This window comes from Prochlorococcus marinus CUG1416 (assembly GCF_017695965.1).
In the GTDB taxonomy this organism is placed as follows: Bacteria; Cyanobacteriota; Cyanobacteriia; order PCC-6307; family Cyanobiaceae; genus Prochlorococcus_A.
The window spans coordinates 69,520-89,228 of the sequence record NZ_JAAORM010000001.1 but is presented as its reverse complement, the minus strand read 5'-3'; the positions used below and the strand labels follow the sequence as shown (position 1 = coordinate 89,228).

At 31.8% G+C, this 19,709-nt stretch carries 20 protein-coding genes and 1 tRNA gene; 12 read left to right on the top strand and 9 right to left on the bottom strand.

From position 1 onward, the window contains the following. Positions 1 to 71: 71 nt before the first annotated feature. The 4 genes from HA146_RS00445 to HA146_RS00430 form a co-directional block, all read right to left on the bottom strand. Positions 72 to 1,709 (bottom strand): alpha-D-glucose phosphate-specific phosphoglucomutase, encoded by a 1,638-nt coding sequence (locus tag HA146_RS00445; protein ID WP_209107642.1) that lies wholly within the window; start codon positions 1,707 to 1,709, stop codon positions 72 to 74. A 32-nt stretch (positions 1,710 to 1,741) separates the two neighbouring features. Next, entirely contained in the window at positions 1,742 to 1,912 is a 171-nt protein-coding gene (locus HA146_RS00440) for a hypothetical protein (protein WP_011375642.1), read from the bottom strand. Between the two features lie 12 nt (positions 1,913 to 1,924). Further along, positions 1,925 to 3,025 (bottom strand): DUF4912 domain-containing protein, encoded by a 1,101-nt coding sequence (locus tag HA146_RS00435; RefSeq protein ID WP_209107783.1) that lies wholly within the window; start codon positions 3,023 to 3,025, stop codon positions 1,925 to 1,927. Between the two features lie 269 nt (positions 3,026 to 3,294). Further along, entirely contained in the window at positions 3,295 to 3,648 is a 354-nt protein-coding gene (locus HA146_RS00430; protein ID WP_209107641.1) for a hypothetical protein, read from the bottom strand. Positions 3,649 to 3,744: 96 nt separating this feature from the next. Here HA146_RS00430 and sufB point away from each other — a divergent pair, with 96 nt between their 5' ends. Genes sufB through HA146_RS00410 form a run of 4 tightly spaced genes read left to right on the top strand, consistent with a single transcriptional unit; the run spans position 3,745 to position 8,469 of the window. Further along, entirely contained in the window at positions 3,745 to 5,187 is a 1,443-nt protein-coding gene (gene sufB, locus HA146_RS00425; RefSeq protein WP_209107640.1) for a Fe-S cluster assembly protein SufB, read from the top strand. 21 nt (positions 5,188 to 5,208) lie between these two features. Beyond that, complete coding sequence (gene sufC, locus HA146_RS00420) at positions 5,209 to 5,994, top strand: Fe-S cluster assembly ATPase SufC (protein WP_209107639.1); 786 nt, start codon at positions 5,209 to 5,211, stop codon at positions 5,992 to 5,994. 4 nt (positions 5,995 to 5,998) lie between these two features. Then, complete coding sequence (locus HA146_RS00415) at positions 5,999 to 7,216, top strand: SufD family Fe-S cluster assembly protein (RefSeq protein ID WP_209107638.1); 1,218 nt, start codon at positions 5,999 to 6,001, stop codon at positions 7,214 to 7,216. Further along, positions 7,216 to 8,469 (top strand): aminotransferase class V-fold PLP-dependent enzyme, encoded by a 1,254-nt coding sequence (locus HA146_RS00410; RefSeq protein WP_209107637.1) that lies wholly within the window; start codon positions 7,216 to 7,218, stop codon positions 8,467 to 8,469. The genes HA146_RS00415 and HA146_RS00410 overlap by 1 nt, the downstream gene beginning before the upstream one ends. Here HA146_RS00410 and HA146_RS00405 read toward each other — a convergent pair. After that, on the bottom strand, positions 8,466 to 10,391 hold the full coding sequence (locus HA146_RS00405) for an alpha/beta hydrolase family protein (protein ID WP_209107636.1): 1,926 nt from the start codon (positions 10,389 to 10,391) through the stop codon (positions 8,466 to 8,468). The two genes, HA146_RS00410 and HA146_RS00405, sit on opposite strands and share 4 nt — an antisense overlap. Positions 10,392 to 10,466: 75 nt before the next feature. Here HA146_RS00405 and def point away from each other — a divergent pair, with 75 nt between their 5' ends. The 5 genes from def to HA146_RS00380 are packed head-to-tail and all read left to right on the top strand — an operon-like array spanning position 10,467 to position 14,055. After that, positions 10,467 to 11,072, top strand: a complete 606-nt coding sequence (gene def, locus HA146_RS00400) for a peptide deformylase (RefSeq protein WP_209107635.1) — start codon at positions 10,467 to 10,469, stop codon at positions 11,070 to 11,072. A gap of 4 nt (positions 11,073 to 11,076) precedes the next feature. Next, the gene (locus HA146_RS00395) at positions 11,077 to 11,418 is read left to right on the top strand and encodes a histidine triad nucleotide-binding protein (protein WP_209107634.1); all 342 of its coding nucleotides are present in this window, start codon (positions 11,077 to 11,079) and stop codon (positions 11,416 to 11,418) included. A gap of 47 nt (positions 11,419 to 11,465) precedes the next feature. Beyond that, entirely contained in the window at positions 11,466 to 11,744 is a 279-nt protein-coding gene (locus tag HA146_RS00390) for a hypothetical protein (RefSeq protein ID WP_209107633.1), read from the top strand. A gap of 42 nt (positions 11,745 to 11,786) precedes the next feature. Beyond that, positions 11,787 to 13,769 carry an ABC transporter ATP-binding protein/permease gene (locus HA146_RS00385; protein ID WP_209107632.1) on the top strand — a complete coding sequence of 661 codons (1,983 nt, stop codon included), beginning with the start codon at positions 11,787 to 11,789 and terminating at the stop codon, positions 13,767 to 13,769. A 10-nt stretch (positions 13,770 to 13,779) separates the two neighbouring features. Next, the gene (locus HA146_RS00380) at positions 13,780 to 14,055 is read left to right on the top strand and encodes a chlorophyll a/b-binding protein (RefSeq protein WP_209107631.1); all 276 of its coding nucleotides are present in this window, start codon (positions 13,780 to 13,782) and stop codon (positions 14,053 to 14,055) included. On the opposite strand, the gene HA146_RS00375 is transcribed toward HA146_RS00380, so the two are convergent. Then, the gene (locus tag HA146_RS00375) at positions 14,056 to 14,985 is read right to left on the bottom strand and encodes a Ycf66 family protein (RefSeq protein ID WP_209107630.1); all 930 of its coding nucleotides are present in this window, start codon (positions 14,983 to 14,985) and stop codon (positions 14,056 to 14,058) included. Positions 14,986 to 15,065: 80 nt separating this feature from the next. Then, a complete protein-coding gene (psbX, locus tag HA146_RS00370; protein ID WP_209107629.1) occupies positions 15,066 to 15,251 on the bottom strand; it encodes a photosystem II reaction center protein PsbX in 186 nt (61 codons plus the stop codon). A gap of 90 nt (positions 15,252 to 15,341) precedes the next feature. Between psbX and HA146_RS00365 the strand changes: the two genes are divergently transcribed. After that, positions 15,342 to 15,647, top strand: a complete 306-nt coding sequence (locus HA146_RS00365; RefSeq protein WP_209107782.1) for a YggT family protein — start codon at positions 15,342 to 15,344, stop codon at positions 15,645 to 15,647. 19 nt (positions 15,648 to 15,666) lie between these two features. Here HA146_RS00365 and accC read toward each other — a convergent pair whose 3' ends face one another. Then, the gene (gene accC, locus HA146_RS00360; RefSeq protein WP_209107628.1) at positions 15,667 to 17,013 is read right to left on the bottom strand and encodes an acetyl-CoA carboxylase biotin carboxylase subunit; all 1,347 of its coding nucleotides are present in this window, start codon (positions 17,011 to 17,013) and stop codon (positions 15,667 to 15,669) included. Positions 17,014 to 17,275: 262 nt separating this feature from the next. Here accC and HA146_RS00355 point away from each other — a divergent pair. Both HA146_RS00355 and HA146_RS00350 read left to right on the top strand, forming a co-directional pair. Continuing rightward, a tRNA-Leu gene (locus HA146_RS00355) sits at positions 17,276 to 17,357 on the top strand. A gap of 25 nt (positions 17,358 to 17,382) precedes the next feature. After that, positions 17,383 to 18,651, top strand: a complete 1,269-nt coding sequence (locus HA146_RS00350; protein ID WP_245157382.1) for a glycosyl transferase — start codon at positions 17,383 to 17,385, stop codon at positions 18,649 to 18,651. On the opposite strand, the gene HA146_RS00345 is transcribed toward HA146_RS00350, so the two are convergent. Further along, on the bottom strand, positions 18,652 to 19,686 hold the full coding sequence (locus HA146_RS00345; RefSeq protein ID WP_209107627.1) for a PRC-barrel domain-containing protein: 1,035 nt from the start codon (positions 19,684 to 19,686) through the stop codon (positions 18,652 to 18,654). Positions 19,687 to 19,709 lie beyond the last annotated feature (23 nt).

Sequence of the window (19,709 nt, the reverse complement as noted above, 5' to 3'; positions counted from 1 at the left end):
ATAAAAAAATCAAAAAATCAAAAAATCAAAAAATCAAAAAATCAAAAAATCAAAAATCATTTCTTTCAATTCTATGTAATTACTGTAGGAGTTTCCATTTGAGTAAGTTTTGAAATGTTTAATAAAGTATCTAAATCATTTATTAGAGGTTTCAAAGCGATCTGAGGATTTAACGAAAGATTCTGTTGAGGATTGAAAAATTTCTCAAAGTAAAGTCTTAATGTTGCACCCTTAGTTCCAGTTCCAGAAAGGCGCACAATTACTCGTGAATTATCATCAAGCACCAATCTTAAACCTTGATTTTCACTTGTGGAATTATCAACGGGATCTAAATATGAAAAGTTATCCGCAACTTTAACTAAATGGCCAGCAAAACTATTTCCTTTTAAATGTTCGAGCATAGAAGTTAGGTTACCAAAGATTTGATTAGCAATATTTGAGGGAATTGCCTCATAATCATGTCTTGAATAATAATTCCTACCAAATTGTTTCCAATGATTCTGCATCAAATCACTTACGGAACATTTTTTTTCAGCTAAAACTTGTAACCAATACAAAACTGCCCATAGTCCATCTTTCTCTCTCACATGATTACTACCTGTTCCGAAACTTTCTTCTCCACATAAAGTAATTAAATTAGAGTCTAAAAGATTTCCAAAAAATTTCCAGCCAGTAGGTGTCTCGAAACAAGGTATATTTAATACTCGAGCAACATTATCAACCGCTGAGCTGGTTGGCATGGATCGTGCCACACCTGTAATACCATCTTTATAACCAGGGACATATTTTGTGTTAGCAGTGATAACTGCAAGGCTATCACTAGGATTTACAAAACATCCACTTCCTAAAATCATATTCCTATCTCCATCTCCATCGCATGCAGCACCAAAACTATAAGATTTTTTATTTAATAACAAATCAGCCAAGTGCGATGCGTAAGTAAGATTAGGATCAGGATGTAAACCTCCAAAATCTTTTAACGGGTTACCATTCATGACACAATCATTTGCAAGACCCATTTTTTCAACAAAAATATTTTTTGCATATGGGCCTGTAACCGCATTCATTGCATCAAAGATTAACGAGAAGTCTTTTTTTAGAAAATCACTAATTTGATCAAAATCAAAAATTTTCTCCATCAAATTAGAATAATCTTTTAATCCATCAATAATTTCTAAGGTAGTTTCACCGTAAGGATAAGTTCCATATTCACTAAAATCAGGTAATTGAATATTACAAATTTTATAACTAGTTAGTAATTGTGAAGCCTTGAAAATCTTATTAGTAATTATCTCAGGAGCTGGGCCACCATTAGAGATATTCAATTTCACTCCAAAGTCGCCATCAATCCCACCAGGATTATGGCTTGCAGAAAGAATAATTCCACCAATAGCGTTTTCTTTTCTAATTAAGTGTGATGTCGCAGGAGTAGATAATAAACCGTATTTTGGAACAATAACCTTTTGAACTTTATGAGCAATGCATATTTGGACAATTTTTTCTATTGCTTCAATATTGCCATATCTTCCATCACCACCAACTACTAATGTTGAACCTTTTAAATCTTCCAATGATTGTAAGATTGCTTCAATAAAAACTTCTAAATAATGTTCTTCCTGAAACTTTAAAGTACTTTTTCTTAAACCAGAAGTGCCTGGTTTTTGATCTAGAAAAGGAGAATTGATATGAATTACACTAACTTGAGTCATATTTTTAAGAAACTTCCAAAAATCTAACTAAATTAATGAGGCATTTCGGAAGTTCTTAACATAGCGATAAACCATAATGAAGAAATTAATAATGCACTAAGAATTCCATAGTTAACACCAAATTTAGAAATTGTAATTGGAACTATTAGTGGAAACGTTAATGCCCCAAACAATGGAGTAAAAGCTACAATTTTTTTCAGCATTAATTTAATTTATTAAAACCATTCAGTCTGAGCATTATCTTTCTCATTAGTATCGTCAAGTGGCGTAGTTCTATCAAATTTCATTGATATACTTTTTTCTTGCTTACCAGATACATCAACAGCTTTAATATCATATTTTTGAGTCCCATCTCTAAATGGAACTTGAATTCTAAAAGTACCATCTGCAGCAAGAGGTACATCTTCTCCACCTATTGTCAGTTTTGCAGAAGGCTCTGTAGCTCCATAAACAATTAATTCAGCATCAGCAACGAGCCAAAAAGATCTATTTTTAACAATCCCGCTTCCAGAATCATTTAAACCTGATGACCATTTACCAGCACCTGAGTCTGTAAGATTATCATTGAGGTTGGTTGAATTTACATTTTCCATAAATTCTTCAGAACCAACTTTTCTTCTGAGAGGAATGTTAGTCGCTGCTTGATATAACCTTTCATGTATACCATTTTGTTCTGAAACCACAGGATTTGAAATATCTGGGATTGACTCAGACGTAGAATCCAAATTAAAAGGTACAAATTTATCAAGAATTAGCTCAGAAGGATGAGAGCCAGGAACGTGGCTTATAGAAGAAAATGCCAATGACATCCAGTTAAAACCATATTTGTAACCTAATTCAACTTTATAGTCTCTATCTGCAAGTGGGATTGGCAAATACCACTCAGTACTATAACTATCAACTGCTATCTCCCTTAGTGTTCCTTGATTCAAATTGCTTCCTTCAGAACCAGATGCATCAAATAATCGTAAACATAATTTATTGGCTCCCAAAGATTGTGCTTTTTCTCTATCTGCATCAGAAATTTGCCAAAAAACATAAGCCCAATCTGGATCTCGAGGTAGGAAAACTACATTAGTTTTAACTTCTTCACTGCTATTTAAGGTGTTGGAGTGAAAAGTATTCTCAGGATTTGACTGGGCTTTAGTAATATTTGTTTTCTTAGTGGATTTTTCTTGATATTTCAAAATTAAGTCAACTAAAACAGCCTTTGTTTTACGACTATATAAGGGTACTGATAATTTGCTTGCTTCTTGACGTAATTGTCTGAGGGTTAGTGAGAGTAATTGATCTTTATTCATGATCCCATCAGCCACTTTAAAATCTCCGTTTTTGTTTGGGATCAGTATGTTCTTTTTTTTTGGCATTTGTGTGTCTTTTAGCCCTGTCGTCAGGATCCTCTGACTACACAAAAATTTGTAAAATTAGTATTTCTCGTGAAAAGAGTTGGTACTAAAGGAGTTAATTAATTTTCAGAGTTTGTTTAAATGTATATTAATTTTCTTTTTTTTTAAATTTTATTACCTGAATTTGTTAACGACTCAACAAAAATATATTTTTTCTTCGGGATCAATTTAAAGAGAATTCAGCATTGTTTGACTAGAAGTACTAAATCATCTATCTTTAAATCCTCAATACTTTTACCTATTTTTTTTGAAAAAGTACTTAATTTTTTCGAAGTCGATTCTAACTGCTCATAAAAAAGATCACTAAATTCTTTATCATCAAATTTTTTAGATTGGTTATCACACCATTCTCTCAGGGGATTTTTATTTTTATATTCAAAACTATTATCTAAATTGATCATTTTTAAAATCTGGAGGCAATGAGCGAGTATTCTTAAATGATGTTTCTGCATTATAGGCAGATCAAGATTATCAATTTCTTGAATATTTTCTATGTTTAATGGGTTAGAAAAGGGATCAAGATGATTAGACATTAATTTTTAGTTTTAATAAAGGGAAAAAACTCAATATTGGGGGTATCTTTCGTTTAAAGTATATAAAGCTAATTGTAATAAGTTATTTTTGATAGCATGGTTAACGAAAATTTAGTTAAAGATGTAGTAAAAGAGCCTTACAAATATGGTTTCGTTACTGATATTGAAACTGAAAAAATAGCAAAGGGATTAAATGAAGATATCATAAGATTAATTTCGCAGAAAAAAGAAGAGCCAAAATTTCTTCTTGATTTTAGATTAAAAGCCTTTAAAAAATGGCAAAAAATGAAAGAGCCTAATTGGGCAGGATTAGGATATAAACAAATTGATTACCAAGATATAATTTATTACTCTGCTCCTAAGCAAAAAGAAAAAATTTCTAGTTTAGATGAAGTTGATCCCAAACTTCTTGAGACTTTTGACAAATTGGGAATACCACTTACGGAGCAAAAAAAACTCACAAATGTAGCAGTAGATGCTGTCTTTGATAGTGTTTCTATAGCCACGACTTTTAGAGAAGAACTTGCTGAACATGGAGTTATATTTTGCTCAATTAGTGAAGCAGTAAAAAATCACTCGGACCTGATTGAAAAATATATAGGTACAGTAGTTCCACCTAGTGATAATTATTTTGCAGCACTAAATTCTGCTGTTTTTAGTGATGGTTCTTTTGTTTATATCCCAAAAGGTGTTACATGTCCCATGGACCTATCTTCCTACTTCAGAATTAATAGTGGAGATTCTGGACAATTTGAGAGAACACTTATCATTGCTGAAGAATCAAGTTCTGTAAGTTATTTAGAAGGTTGTACAGCACCAATGTTTGATACAAATACCCTACATGCTGCCGTTGTGGAACTCATAGCTCTAGATGATGCTTCAATAAAATATTCAACAGTACAAAATTGGTATTCGGGTAATGAAGAAGGTGTTGGGGGCATTTTTAATTTTGTCACCAAGAGAGGAAAATGTTTAGGTAAAAGAAGTAAGATTAGTTGGTCTCAAGTTGAAACAGGGTCTGCAATTACATGGAAATATCCTAGTTGTCTCCTATTAGGGGAAGAATCTGTAGGAGAATTTTATTCAGTAGCACTCACTAATAATCTTCAGCAAGCAGATACCGGCACAAAAATGATCCATATTGGCCCTAAAACCAAGTCAACTATTGTAAGCAAAGGTATCAGTGCAGGTAATTCAAAAAATAGCTATAGAGGCCTTGTGAAAATGGGAACAAAAGCTACAGGATCAAGAAATTACAGTCAATGTGATTCAATGTTAATAGGGGATCAGGCTTCTGCAAATACATTCCCATACATCAAATCTCAACAACCCAATTCTGAAATTGAGCATGAAGCAAGCACATGTAGAATCTCTGAAGATCAACTTTTTTATCTCCAAAGCAGAGGTATAGAATTTGAGGAGGCAATATCTATGATGGTCAGTGGTTTCTGCAGAGATGTATTTAATCAATTACCTATGGAATTTGCTGCTGAGGCTGATAAGTTACTGGCACTCAAACTCGAGGGATCAGTAGGTTAATTAATCAATTTCTAAACCGAAATGCAAAGTCAAATGAAAGAATCAGATCCAATATTAGAAATTGACAATCTCTTTGCATCTACTGATAATCTTCCAATTTTAAAGGGGGTTTCACTTTCTGTTTATCCAGGAGAAATCCATGCCATTATGGGAAGAAATGGCTGTGGTAAAAGTACTCTTTCCAAAATTATTGCAGGGCACCCCTCTTATAACACTACAAATGGTGATATAAAATTTTTAGGTGAAAATATCAACTCTCTAGAACCCGAAGAAAGATCTCAATCAGGAATTTTCCTTGGTTTCCAATATCCAATAGAAATTCCAGGCGTTAGTAATCTTGAATTTCTTAGAGTTTCAACGAACGCTAGAAGAAAATTCCTTAACAAAGAAGAATTAGACACTTTTGATTTTGAGGAATTAGTTAAAGAAAAGTTAGAACTTGTGAAAATGGATCAGGCATTCCTATCAAGGAGTGTGAATCAGGGATTTTCTGGAGGTGAAAAGAAAAGAAATGAAATTCTGCAGATGGCTTTACTTGAGCCCAAGATAGCAATATTAGATGAGACCGATTCTGGTCTAGATATTGATGCTCTTAGAATAGTCGCATCAGGAATTAAAAAAATATCTAACACACAAACTGGAATTATATTAATTACTCACTACCAAAGATTACTAGATGAAATTGAACCAAATTATGTACATGTTATGGCAGACGGACAAATTATAAAAACTGGTGGGAGTGATCTTGCATTAGAACTTGAAAAAAAAGGTTATGAATGGACTGATAACTTTGTAAAAGAGACTTAAATAAATGGAAATTATTGAAAAAATAAAAACCAATAAATTAGTTGAAAATCAAACAGACATACAAAAAATCTGTCTTAATAAATTAAAATCAAGTCCACTGCCTAATCCTAAAAGTGAACTATGGAGACTTTCAAATAAGTCAAAATTTTCAAACTTTTTAGACTATTCGGTTAATGAAAAAGATCTGAAATCTGATACACCCTATCCGAAAAATTCTCAAAGTACTATTAGATTAATAATTGGAGATAATTGCCAAATTAAGCTAATTGAGGAAAATTATTCAATACAACAATTAAGTGAGGATGAATTAGATAAATATATTAAAGAACAGATATCCTGTTTTGATCAAAACGAAAATTGGAGTGACCTTTTAAATCTGTCTTTAAGTTGTAAAAAGAATATCTTGGGATTAAAAATAAATGGATCAAAAATACCTCCTATTGAAATCTTTAGTCATGCATCAAGTAACTCTTTAAACGCAAAAACCCTGGTAATATTGTTAGAAAAAAATTGTGATATTGAATTATTACAAGTAAATCTTGGAAAAGAAAAATCTTCATTATCTCAATCAACGTTCTTTTGCTTAAAAGAAAATAGTTCCGTAAATCATGGTGTTGTTTCTTACGGTGAAAACGAATCAAATTTATTAAATTCTCTCAATGTAATTCAACAAAAAAATAGTGAATACAATTTGGGATCTTTACATTTCAAATTCAATTATGCAAGATTTGAAATTAATATTAAGCAATCTGAAGGAAACGCTAAAACCAATATCAAAGGTATGCAAATAACAAAAAAAGATGAACAAATTTCTACTTATACCAAAATAGATTTTAATGGCCCAAATGGATTTCTAGATCAAATCAACAAATCACTTGCTGACGATAAATCACATGCAATATTTGAAGGTTCAATCATAGTTCCGAAAATTGCTCAGAAAACTGATGCTTCCCAATTAAGCAGAAATTTACTTTTATCAGATCTCGCACAAATAGATACCAAACCTCAATTAGAAATAATTGCTGATGATGTCAAATGCAAACATGGAGCTACAATTTCACAACTCAATGAAGAAGAACTTTTTTATATGCGAACAAGAGGGATCACATTAGCAGAAGCAAATAAACTACAATTAAGTTCTTATTTTCAAGAAATAATTTCATTTATTCCCGTTTCAAAAGATAGATGGGATTTGCTTGATAAACTTTTAAATGAGCATTAATGGAAACGATTCTAAATTTTCCTGAAATAACTAAAAAAGACTTTCCTCTTTTAAATAAGAACTTAACAAGTAATGAGCAAATCATTTATTTAGACCATGCTGCAACAACTCAAAAACCAATACAAGTCTTAAAAAAAATTGATTATTATTATAGAAACTTTAATGCCAATGTACATAGAGGCGCACATCAGTTAAGTGCAAAAGCAACAGAAGAATTTGAAAATGCAAGATATTTAATTAGCAAATATATAAAAGCGAATTCAACAAAAGAAATTATTTTCACAAGAAATGCTACTGAAGCAATAAATCTAGCGGCTAGATCATGGGGCGAATCTTCATTAAGAGAAAACGATGAAATCCTCTTATCAATAATGGAGCATCATAGCAATATTGTTCCATGGCAAATGATTGCAGCAAAAAATAAATGCAAATTAAAATTTATAGGTATAGACAAAAATGGGAAATTAGATATAGACGATTTTAAATCAAAACTAACATCTAGAACTAAGCTTGTTAGCCTAGTACATGTTAGTAATACTCTAGGTTGCTGTAATCCAATCAAAGAGATAACTAAATTAGCCAAACAAAAAGGTTCTTTAGTTTTAATAGACGCATGTCAAAGTTTAGCGCATCAAAAACTAGATGTAATTGATCTTGATATAGATTTCTTAGCAGGATCAGGACATAAACTTTGCGGTCCTACAGGTATTGGTTTCCTCTGGTCAAGAAAAGAAATCCTAGAAAAGATTCCTCCTCTCTTCGGAGGTGGCGAAATGATTCAAGATGTTTTTGAAGAGAAGAGTACTTGGGCAGAGCTACCTCATAAATTTGAAGCTGGAACCCCAGCCATTGCAGAAGCAATAGGTCTTGCAGAAGCGATTAATTATATAAACAATATTGGATTGGATGAAATTCATGAATATGAAAAGACTATTACTAAATATTTATTTGAAAAATTAAATAAAATAGACAATGTTGAAATTTTAGGTCCATCGCCTGAGATAGATCCAGACAGAGCATCACTTGCCACCTTTTATATAAAAAATATACATTCAAACGATATTGCAGAAATTCTTGATTCAAAAGGAATTTGCATCAGAAGCGGGCATCATTGCTGTCAACCTCTTCACAGATACATTGGAATTAAATCAACAGCAAGAATTAGCATGAATTTCACAACCAATAAGGAAGAAATTGATATTTTCATAGAAAAATTAAAAGATACTATTGATTTTCTAAAAATAAATTCTTAAATATTCAAAGCATTTTTTAAAAAATCCTGAGATTTTTGAATTACTACTTCTTTGGTTTCTATATTTTTAAACCCGTGCCCTTCATTTTCAAAAAAAATAACTTCTGAATATTTATTATTCTGAATCAAAATTTCTTGAATTTTTAAAGTTTGTTTATAAGAAATAACTGTATCTTTTTTTCCATGAAACAATAAGATAGGTTTTTTTATTTTGTTAATATTATTTATCGGCGATCTATTTATGTAATCATAATGATTTGTTGCATAATCTCCTAACAAAGAATTTAAATAATCTTTTTCAAACCTATGAGTGTTGTAATGCATATCCTTCAAATCAATAACTGGATATTTACATATTGCAGCTGTAAAAATAGACCCATATAACAAACAATTTAGGGCTGTTAACCCACCAGCACTATTACCAGAAATTAATACTTTTTCACTATCAACTAGATTTGATTTAGTTAATTCAAGAGCTATTGCTTTGCAATCATAAGAATCAACAATACCCCACTTATAATTCAATCTCTCTCTATATGCTTTGCCAAATCCTGATGATCCTCCATAATTAACTTCAGCAACAAAAAATCCCTTCGCGGTCCAATATTGAACTTCAGAATTATATGATCCATCAAAAAATGAAGTTGGTCCGCTGTGAGCTCTAACAAGGAGCGGTGGCTTTCTAAAATTTTCAACAAGCGGTTTATAAAGAAAAGAATGAGTAGATTGATCTTCAAAACCTTTAAACCAAAAAGATTCAGGCTTTGAACAATCTTGTATATGTACAAAATTTATTTTCTCAATAAAATTTGATGAAACTTTTTCCGCAAAATCAATTTCAAGTAAATTCGACAAAAAATCAAATCCATAACCTTTAAAAACTACTTTCTTCTCAAAAGCACTAAAGTCACTTATTGCAGTAAACGGAGTAGAAAATTCTTTTACAAATTCAAGATATTTATATTGTTCCACTATCAAATTATTTTCTTTTTTTGCTAAACAAAATAAATTTTTGATAGTCCCTGAAAAAAATGTTATTCCCGAGACCCATTGCGGTACACCATATTCAATCAAATTTCTCTCTACTCTTTTCTGAATAAAAATATTCTCAATTTCACTCACATCTAAAAACAATAAGTTCCACCATCCAGAACTATCTTCAGAACATACTAAAAGTGTTTCACTTATCCAATAGGGTTGAAAAAAAGAAACCTTTTTTTTTGCATTGATCAGCTTATTTGAGAATTTTTTTATTTGTTGTATCCCTCCATCTGAGTCTATTTGAGCAAAAAACAGATCATTTTTCTCCCAGGGCATATATGGAGAATCCCACTCGATCCAAGAAAGTAAGCTAGTAGAAGTATTAGAAGATAAATCTCCCGCGAAATTTTTAAATTTTTTTATTCTATGAATATCTTGTTTAGTTTTTTTTAAGTTTAAAGAAAATAAATAATCTCTATTATTTATTTCGCAAATACCATACAAAAAAAATTTCTCAGAAATAACAAATGAAGAATCGAAATTTCCCTCAATTGATTTAGATAGTTGTCTAGGTTCTTGAACTGAATCAAGATATTTATTTTGACTTCTATCATTTGATGCTACCTCTTTAAAAATTTGAAACCATACTGCCTTTGTCAACTGATCTATCCATATCAGATAAAAATTATTTTTAAAATCTATACATTTATAAGATTTACCACCATATCCATGAAAATTATTTTTAATATTATATTTTTTACTAGTTAATTTTTGAGGCAATGCATCTTTTTCATTAAATGGTCTGGCAAAAATGGCATTTTGATTTTGACCTTCTCCAACAACATCAATCCAAAAAATGATATCCCTAATAATAGTTAATTCCTTAAAAGCTTTTTTTTTAGATACATTTTGCCTAACTTTTAACTTATCATCATTACCCATTTTAAAAACTATAAAGAAAGTAAATTAAAGTGCTAATATTTTTATAGCTAAACTCTTTACTAAAAACTTTTTAACGTGGCAAACCATTTTTCACAACTTGCAAAAAAGTCAAGAACAAATGGGGACTCGGAAAAAATTGCAAAAGAACAAACAGGTAAGCCATCTCTAGACATCTATAAACTTGGTGATGATGTATTAAGACAAAATTCCCAAAGAATAACTAAGGTTGATGAATCGATTAGAAAACTTGCTAGAGAAATGCTTCAAAGCATGTATGCAGCTAAAGGAATTGGACTTGCTGCACCTCAAATTGGCATTAACAAAGAGCTTCTTGTCATAGATGTAAATTTTGAAGATTCAGCCGCAGAACCCTTAATATTAATCAATCCAGAAATTACAGACTATGGAACAACCCTTAATTCATACGAAGAAGGCTGCTTGAGTATACCTGGTGTCTATTTGAATGTAGTAAGACCATCAACTATCAAATTAAAATTTAGAGATGAAATGGGGAGACCACGTAAAATGAAAGCAGATGGACTTCTAGCAAGATGTATTCAACACGAAATGGATCACTTAAATGGAATATTATTTGTTGATAGAGTTACATCAAAAGATGATTTAAACAAAGAACTTATAAAAGAAGGCTTTAACGAAAAAGACGTTATTTCTATTAATTAATTTAATGACTGAAACTACAATATTTCAAAAAATAATTAATGAAGAAATTCCCTGCGAAAAGCTTTATGAAGATGAGTTTTGTATTGCTTTTAATGATATCCAGGCACAAGCTCCAGTACATTTTTTAGTTATTCCTAAAAAGCCAATTATCAGTTTATTAGAATGTATTGAAGAAGATGCAACTTTATTAGGTCATCTACTCTTTGTGGGTAGTGAAATAGCTAAATCAAAAAATTTAACAAATTGGAGGACAGTAATTAATACTGGAGCAGAATCAGGACAAACGGTTTTTCATTTACATATTCATTTTTTATCTGGAAGAAAAATGAATTGGCCCCCAGGTTAAAACTCTCGAAATCAAAGTATATGGGTTATAAATAAGAAAAAAGCAAAATGAATACACCAGATTCAATAAAAACAGAATCCAAAAATTTATTAAATTTAATCTCAAAAAATTGGGAAGAATTAGATGATTCCCTCAAAACTAAGTTAAAAAAAATTTGGAGGGTTTTAACTTATAAATGGCAATTACAAATTTTATTAAATTTACCTTTTCTACTATGGTGGGCATTAGATAAATCTTTTACAAAAGTACATGAGTTTGATGCAACAATATTGAATTACTTAAATTTACCTGACTGGGCACTTTCATTTATTGGCTTTGGTCAATAGACTTCTAAAAGATATAATTTATGTTATAAAATTTGTCGAGTAATGAATAAAGCCGTTAAAAATAAATCAAAACTACTTTACCAATTAAGAAAATTAAGGAAGTTATCCCAGCCATTTTTTCTCCCCATAGATCAATGTAATGGATTTCAATTCATTTGGCTTTTGATTTCTCTTTTATTTTGTGTTGGTGGAGTAGTACTTGTTGGTCTTACAGGAATAATCAGTTTTTTTGAAAGCTTTCAACCAATTTTTCTTGAAAAGTATTTCGGCGGCGTAGTAAATACTGTCAATTCAATTTGGGCTGGTGGCTGGGGATTGCTTTTCTCTGCCTTATTTTTAATTGGGTCAGGGAGCTTTTTCAGCTTAAGACGGCAATTAAAAAACCGTAGATGGTTACATTGGTTATTCCTTGCGATAATTGTATTAATGCTTTTAGCTGTAAACGGAATAAACGCAGGGATAGGATTTATCGCAAGAGATTTAACAAATGCTTTGGTAGAAAAACAAGAAGCTGGATTTTATCGGATTTTAGGGATTTACGCTTGTTGTTTTGCTGTTGCTCTACCAATACGTGTTTCTCAAATATTTTTCACATATAAATTAGGAATAATTTGGAGAGAATGGCTTTCAAAAAGTTTAGTCAAAGATTATATGACTAATAAAGCTTATTACCAATTAAATCCAAATGATGAAGAACAAACTGATGTAGATAATCCTGATCAAAGAATCACAGATGATACCCGAGCTTTTACCGGACAAAGTCTGTCTTTTACATTAGGTATTTTTGATGCATTACTAACATTTTCTCTTAATATTCTTATTTTGTGGAGTATCAGTACATCACTTACCTTTTCTTTATTTGGTTACGCTGCATTTGCAACTTCTATCCTTCTAATTGCTGGTAAAAATCTTGTAAAGATAGACTTTGATCAACTCAGATACGAAGCAGATTTTCGATATGGCTTAGTACATATTAGAGATAATGCTGAATCAATAGCCTTTTACTCTGGGGAGAATCCTGAACGAAGTGAAACTGAAAGGCGATTAGGAGAAGTGGTGAGAAACTTTAATTTACTGATTATATGGAGAGTAATAATTGACGTCATGAGAAGATCAATTAATTATGCTGGTAATTTCTTTCCATATTTAATAATGGCAATCCCTTACTTTAAAGGTGATATTGATTATGGGCGCTTTATTCAGGCAAGCTTTGCTTTTGGAATGGTTGAAGGTTCGTTATTTTTTATTGTTAATCAAATAGAAGAACTTGCAAAATTTACTGCTGGGATTGGCAGGTTAGAAGGATTCCAATCAAAAGTCGAATCCATTAGTCAAACTAGTCCTACAAGTAATCAAAACGTCATTTCAGATTATCCCTCAATTATTATTAATAATGCTGATCTTTCCCCACCAGGATCAAATAAAACAATAATTAAAAATTTAAATTTGAGCATCGACAATAATCAATCACTTTTAGTTGTAGGACCTTCTGGATGTGGAAAAACATCTTTACTAAGAATGATTAGTGGTTTATGGGAACCCGACCATGGAGTAATAAAAAAACCAAAAATTGGCGAATTATTATTCATACCTCAAAAACCTTATATGTTACTGGGTTCTTTAAGGGAACAATTATGTTATCCCACAGAAGTTAAGAAATTTAGTGATGAACATCTTACTTCTGTACTTCATGAAGTAAATTTAAAAACCTTAGTGGATCGTTACCCTAATCTTGACATCAAACAAGATTGGCCAAGAATTCTTTCTCTAGGCGAGCAACAAAGATTAGCTTTCGCAAGACTCTTACTAAATTCCCCAAGATTTGCAGTACTTGATGAGGCAACAAGTGCTTTAGATATTGACACTGAAGAAAAACTATATGGTTTACTAAAGGAACGAGAACTTTCTCTTATTAGTGTTGGACATAGACCTAGCTTAAAAGATTTTCATGAAAACATTTTAGAATTAAATGGACAAGGAGACTGGAAATTATTGACTTCTGATAAGTATAATTTTAAGGATTAACAAAAAAAAAATGAATTCTAAAGAAGAACAAACAAACTCAGAGGTTAATAATTTAGAGAATGATAGTTCCATAGAAAATCTACAAGATTCAAATTACATCAATGAAAAAACTAGAGATAATAAATCAGATGAAAAATCAATAGATATTGAAGATGAATATAAATTCGGATGGAGTAGTTATTCTGAAATTACTAATGGAAGATTTGCAATGATCGGATTCCTGGCAATAATACTAATTGAATTATTTAGTCAACAATCGTTTTTAAAATGGGCAGGAATCTTATAACTAATCATCAAATCTAGAACTATTATCTCTAGGTTTCCTCTTATTTGTTCCAACGGTATATCTACCATTTTGGTTATTTGCACTTGATCTAGTTGAAGAGCTTGGTCTCCGAGTCTCACGAGTCTTTTTTGCTTGATTAGCATCTTTGAATGAAGCATCTTCTACTTGAGCCGTTGAAGTTTGCTGCCTAATAGGAGATCTTGTCGGTTTCTTTCTTAACGGAGAAGAATCATCAGGATTAGACATATTATCTTGTCTCGAAACTCTACGATTAATTTTGGGTCTTGATCCTGTTTTAACTTCATTGCGAGATAAGTTTCGTCTCTCACCAAAATTTTTTCTTTCTGATTGATTAGTATTTCTGTCTTCAGGATTCTGTCTTCTTCTTATAGGTTCTTCATTTACAAACTGATTTGCTTCTCTTGTAGATGGCCTGCTTCTACTTGCAGCAGCAGAAGGTATAGCTCTTGAAACATTTCTCCTACGAGATCCTCCCCCCTCCATATATTCTTCTTCAAATTCCTCTTCTTGAGGTTTAAATCTTCTTGATGGTCTTTCGACTTCTTCAAACCTATCATAATCGTCATTAAATCGACCTCTAGAATTTCTGGGCACATCAGGAATAGAATCATCATCAAAATAAGATGACCTTCTAGCTTGATCAGTAGCAACACCCCTCAATCGCACACTTTCATATGCGAAAAAAACTGTAGTTCCTGCTAACAAAAACTGACCAAACTGAAGAATAGGATCTAATCTCCAACCTTGAAAAAATAATATTCCCCCGCATAAAAGACCTATAGCTGCAAAGAAAACATCATAATCTCTTGCTAATGCAGGTTTAAAAGACCTTAAAAAGTAAAGTCCGCCTCCACATACCGCTAGAACTATACCAACAATACTGGCCCAATTGAGACTAGCATTGACCACATTCTTTCTCCAAAATTTATTTTTTAAAGGGAGACATAATTCACCCTATATATATAGTGTACTTAAAACTTCTACAAAAACTAGCGTCTACCAGTAGAAGTACGATCAAGAGAGTCTTTCTGACTAACAAAAATCAAAAATGAAGCGGCTGGAATAACGATAAGTAAAGCGGCTGCTATAAAACTACCTATCATTCCAACTGCGGAATTATTGGCAACTTCAGCAGAAAAATCTGCAGCTAGTAATAAATTTGAGATTTGAAGCACTTTTTAAATATTTAATTCTCAATTTATAATACGAATTAAATACGATTCAATGGGTTATTTATTAAGATGAATTAAATAATTGTGATTTCCTTGCTTGAAAACGCTCTCCAAATTTTAGATGTTAGTTTAGGCATTTCTCTATCATATCTAACTATAGTTTTTTTAATAAGATTAATTCTTACTTGGTACCCAAAAATTGATTTAAGTAAAGGTTTTTGGTTATTAATTTCGATACCATCAAGCTCTATCCTAAATTTAACAAGAAAATTAATTCCCCCTATAGGAGGAGTGGATGTAGGCCCCGTCATTTGGATTGGGGTTATAAGTTTTTTAAGAGAGATTTTAGTTGGTCAACAAGGGCTTATAAAACTTGCATTGTATAGACATATTTCATAGATATTGTTTAATGATGCCTTTAGTAATTTGGTAATAACTCTTCTTCTACATATTTAGTATGTATCTTCCCTTCCTTAAACTTAGATTTATTCAGTAAGGTTAAATGAAAGTTAATTGTTGTTGGAATACCAGTTACTGCGCATTCATTTAAAGCCCTATTCATACGTTTAATTGCAGTATTACGATCTTTTCCCCAGACTATTAATTTACCAATTAAGGAGTCATAGAATGGAGGTATTTCATAACCAGTATAAACATGACTATCGACCCTTACACCAGGTCCACCGGGAGGAAGCCAACCAGTTATTTTCCCAGGTGATGGTCTGAAATTATGAGAAGGATCTTCAGCGTTGATTCTACATTCAATCGCATGACCATTCAAGTGAATATCATCTTGCTTAAATTCCAAGTTTGCTCCGCTTGCGATTTTAATTTGCTCAGCTATTAAGTCAACCCCCGTAACCATTTCAGTAACAGGATGTTCAACTTGAATCCTAGTATTCATTTCCATGAAATAAAAATTATCATTATCAACTAAAAATTCAACTGTACCAGCTCCTTCGTAACCGATACTTTTTGCAGCAGCAATTGCTGCATTTCCCATTTTTTTTCTTAGTTCAGTATTAATTGCAGGGCTAGGAGACTCTTCCAATAACTTCTGATGTCTTCTCTGAACTGAACAATCTCGCTCTCCTAAATGCACAACATTACCAGATCTATCTGCCAAAATTTGAACTTCTACATGTCTTGGCTTCTTTATAAATTTTTCCATATATAGACCGTCATTACCAAAAGCTGCTTCTGCTTCACCTTGAGCTGCTTTAAACATTTTTTCAAGATTATCAGCGTTTTCAACCAACCTCATACCTCTTCCGCCTCCACCAGCAGTGGCTTTGATAATGACCGGATAACCTATATCATCTGCCAATTTATAAGCCTCATTTACATTTGATAACAAGCCTTTACTTCCAGGTACTGTTGGAACTCCTACTTCTTCCATAGTTTCTTTAGCTGTAGATTTATCTCCCATAGATCTAATAGCTTTAGGAGATGGACCAATAAAAACTATGCCATGATCGTTACACATCTCAGCAAATTTATCATTTTCAGCAAGAAATCCATAACCAGGATGTATAGCATCAACTCCTCTCGATGTTGCGGCAGCAAGTATATTTGGAATATTTAAATAACTCTTATTACTCAACGAGTCTCCAACACAAACCGCTTCATCAGCAAGCTGAACATGCAATGCTTTTTTATCTACAGTGCTAAAAACTGCTACTGTTGCAATACCTAGTTCTCTACAACTTCTAACTATTCGTAAAGCTATTTCTCCACGATTAGCAATTAAAACTTTTTCAACCATTATGAAAATTAAATTGAAGAAATGAAAATGACTTAAAATAAAAAATTGTTTGCCAAAGTATTTAACAAAATTTTTTTAGTGATCAGAGTACATTTTTTACAATACAACCTTGACCGTTATATATGTATAAATATTTGTTTTATGCAATAGAAAAATAATGCATAACATTAAAAAATTATCTCTGAGAACTACATCCTTATTTCATTCAATAATGTATGATATTTTTAAGGTTTAGGCACCCGCCGGTGCTCGAAAACCCTTTGCGGACGTGGCGGAATTGGTAGACGCGCACGTCTAAGGAGCGTGTGGCTTAGGCCTTGCGAGTTCAAGTCTCGCCGTCCGCATTTGATTTATTCTGGTTTAACTGCAATGAAAAAAAAATCACCTGCAGTAGTTATAGTTTCAAATGGGCCTGGTGAATTATCTACATGGGTAAGACCTGTAGTGGATGAACTTAACCAAATAAATAAATCTCTATGTTATGAGGATAAACTAGATTTCTCTCTTAGGTTAGTACTGGTTCCTTGCCCAAATGCCACTGGTAAAGAATTTACAGTTGCAAATTCATGGAATAAATTCGAATTAATTACAAAATCAAACAGTTTTTGGAAATTATTAATGAAGCCATGTTCTTTTGCAAATTGGCCAAAAAAAGGAATAGTAATTTTCCTTGGTGGGGATCAATTTTGGAGTATTTTACTAGCTAAAAGATTAGGTTATCTAAATATCACATATGCTGAATGGGTTGCAAGATGGCCTCAATGGACAAACAAAATTGCAGCTATGAATAAAAAAGTAAAAGATTTGATTCCTAAAAGATATAAAAGTAAATGTCACATAATAGGCGATTTGATGGCAGATATAAAGTTAAATAGTGAAATATCATTAAAAGATAAAGAAAAACGTTATGTTGCCCTGTTGCCTGGTTCAAAAAAAGCCAAGCTCTCTATTGGAATTCCTTTCTTCTTAGAAATAGCAGATCATATCGCGAAAATAAATCAAAATATAAATTTTATAATCCCAATTGCCCCAACCACCAATAAAAGTGAATATTTATTCTTTCAAAGTGAGAGAAATCCTATTGCAAAATATTACTCATCAAAAATTAAAACAATTAAAAGCATCAAAGATTCCAGTTTTGATTATGTAATTGAGACATCACAAAATACAAAAATTTATCTAATAAAGAAACATCCTTGTTATGAAATATTAAAAGAATGTGATCTAGCCATTACAACTGTGGGTGCAAATACTGCAGAATTAGCAGCAATTTCTCTTCCAATGTTAGTTGTTCTACCAACTCAACATTTAAATATGATGAATGCCTGGGATGGTATTTTTGGAGTAATTGGAAAAATTTCATTCATAAATAGATTTCTAACATTTATAGTTAAATATTTCTATTTTAAAAAAAAGAAGTTTTTTGCTTGGCCAAATATTAAATCAAAAAAAATTATTGTCCCAGAAAGAATAGGAAATATTTCGCCCAAAGAAATTGCAAGAGAAGTATTATGTCTTATTAAAAATAAAGATCAATTGAAAAGTATTAGAGAAAATTTACTGAAAGAAAGAGGTAATAAAGGTGCTTCAGAAAAACTTGCTGATATAATTTTTGATTTAATAAAAAACCTTTATTAATTACCAAGGATCGTCGATTTCAAATTTTTCTGATTTTTTATTATCTTTCACTAAAGTTTTTTCTTCCAATGGTTCAATATCTAAAGTTTCTATTGCATTTTGAATTGGTCTTTTAGATGCCAAATTAGTATTTGATTTTTGCTTTTGTGTAAAATCAATATTTTTTTCTTCATCTATTTGATTAACAATTGTTTGATTGTCGATCTGACCAGAGTAATCATTCTCCATATAAAGCTTTTTTCTATTATTGATTTCTTCTGAAGAACTCTTTATTTCAACATATTCAAGTTCATCTTCATAATCATCTTGTTCAACAACTTCTTCTTCATATTCCTCAACTAAATTATTTTGTTGTTCTAAATCCGAACCAGACAGTAACTGATTCTCAACTGGTACAAGATTTGCTGCGTATCCATTTGCTTCCCTTTCATCCCATGAAGAACCTCCTACTCCAAGTTTCTCAAGTAGTCCACTACTTAATTGATTTAATTTCTCTTCTGCACCTTCATAAACAATAATCCTATCAGTACCACTACTTACTATTTCCTCAACAGGAATTTCCCAAGTACTTAAAACTCCCTCACCTAAAAGGGGCACGCCAACTGCACCCATGACAAGAGAAATCAAATCCCCAGTCTCAATATCAAAAGAAAACCCAAGCACTCTACCTAAAAGTTGTCCAGATTCTGTAATCACTTGACAATTAATTACCTTTCCATATCTTTCGGGAGAAAAACCTGAACTCAACGAATCTAGGGAGTCGACTAATATGACATCTCCAACTTGCTTTATACTTTCTAAAGGCATCCATTTTGGTAAGCCTGGTAGAAATCTTGTAAGTGGATTATCTCGAAGCCCCAAAGCCACCACCTCTCTTCTGTCAATATCAACAACAACTTCGCCAACTACACCTAAACGCCTCCCAGTATCAGTAGTTATAACTTGTGTTCCCATCAATTCTGACCTTAACCATAACCGTTCACTAGGAACAGAATTTGGCCGATTCTTATTTGCAGAGGTTTTAGACAAGCTCATAATTAACTTTTTATCATTCTGAC

What these genes read in the sequence shown, in the direction of transcription:
- HA146_RS00445 (WP_209107642.1), bottom strand. Translation starts at nt 1,709, where the DNA reads ATGACTCAAGTTAGTGTAATTCATATCAATTCTCCTTTTCTAGATCAA.
- HA146_RS00440 (WP_011375642.1), bottom strand. Translation starts at nt 1,912, where the DNA reads ATGCTGAAAAAAATTGTAGCTTTTACTCCATTGTTTGGGGCATTAACG.
- HA146_RS00430 (WP_209107641.1), bottom strand. Translation starts at nt 3,648, where the DNA reads ATGTCTAATCATCTTGATCCCTTTTCTAACCCATTAAACATAGAAAAT.
- sufB (WP_209107640.1), top strand. Translation starts at nt 3,745, where the DNA reads ATGGTTAACGAAAATTTAGTTAAAGATGTAGTAAAAGAGCCTTACAAA.
- sufC (WP_209107639.1), top strand. Translation starts at nt 5,209, where the DNA reads ATGCAAAGTCAAATGAAAGAATCAGATCCAATATTAGAAATTGACAAT.
- HA146_RS00415 (WP_209107638.1), top strand. Translation starts at nt 5,999, where the DNA reads ATGGAAATTATTGAAAAAATAAAAACCAATAAATTAGTTGAAAATCAA.
- HA146_RS00410 (WP_209107637.1), top strand. Translation starts at nt 7,216, where the DNA reads ATGGAAACGATTCTAAATTTTCCTGAAATAACTAAAAAAGACTTTCCT.
- HA146_RS00405 (WP_209107636.1), bottom strand. Translation starts at nt 10,391, where the DNA reads ATGGGTAATGATGATAAGTTAAAAGTTAGGCAAAATGTATCTAAAAAA.
- HA146_RS00395 (WP_209107634.1), top strand. Translation starts at nt 11,077, where the DNA reads ATGACTGAAACTACAATATTTCAAAAAATAATTAATGAAGAAATTCCC.
- HA146_RS00390 (WP_209107633.1), top strand. Translation starts at nt 11,466, where the DNA reads ATGAATACACCAGATTCAATAAAAACAGAATCCAAAAATTTATTAAAT.
- HA146_RS00385 (WP_209107632.1), top strand. Translation starts at nt 11,787, where the DNA reads ATGAATAAAGCCGTTAAAAATAAATCAAAACTACTTTACCAATTAAGA.
- HA146_RS00380 (WP_209107631.1), top strand. Translation starts at nt 13,780, where the DNA reads ATGAATTCTAAAGAAGAACAAACAAACTCAGAGGTTAATAATTTAGAG.
- accC (WP_209107628.1), bottom strand. Translation starts at nt 17,013, where the DNA reads ATGGTTGAAAAAGTTTTAATTGCTAATCGTGGAGAAATAGCTTTACGA.
- HA146_RS00350 (WP_245157382.1), top strand. Translation starts at nt 17,383, where the DNA reads ATGAAAAAAAAATCACCTGCAGTAGTTATAGTTTCAAATGGGCCTGGT.
- HA146_RS00345 (WP_209107627.1), bottom strand. Translation starts at nt 19,686, where the DNA reads ATGAGCTTGTCTAAAACCTCTGCAAATAAGAATCGGCCAAATTCTGTT.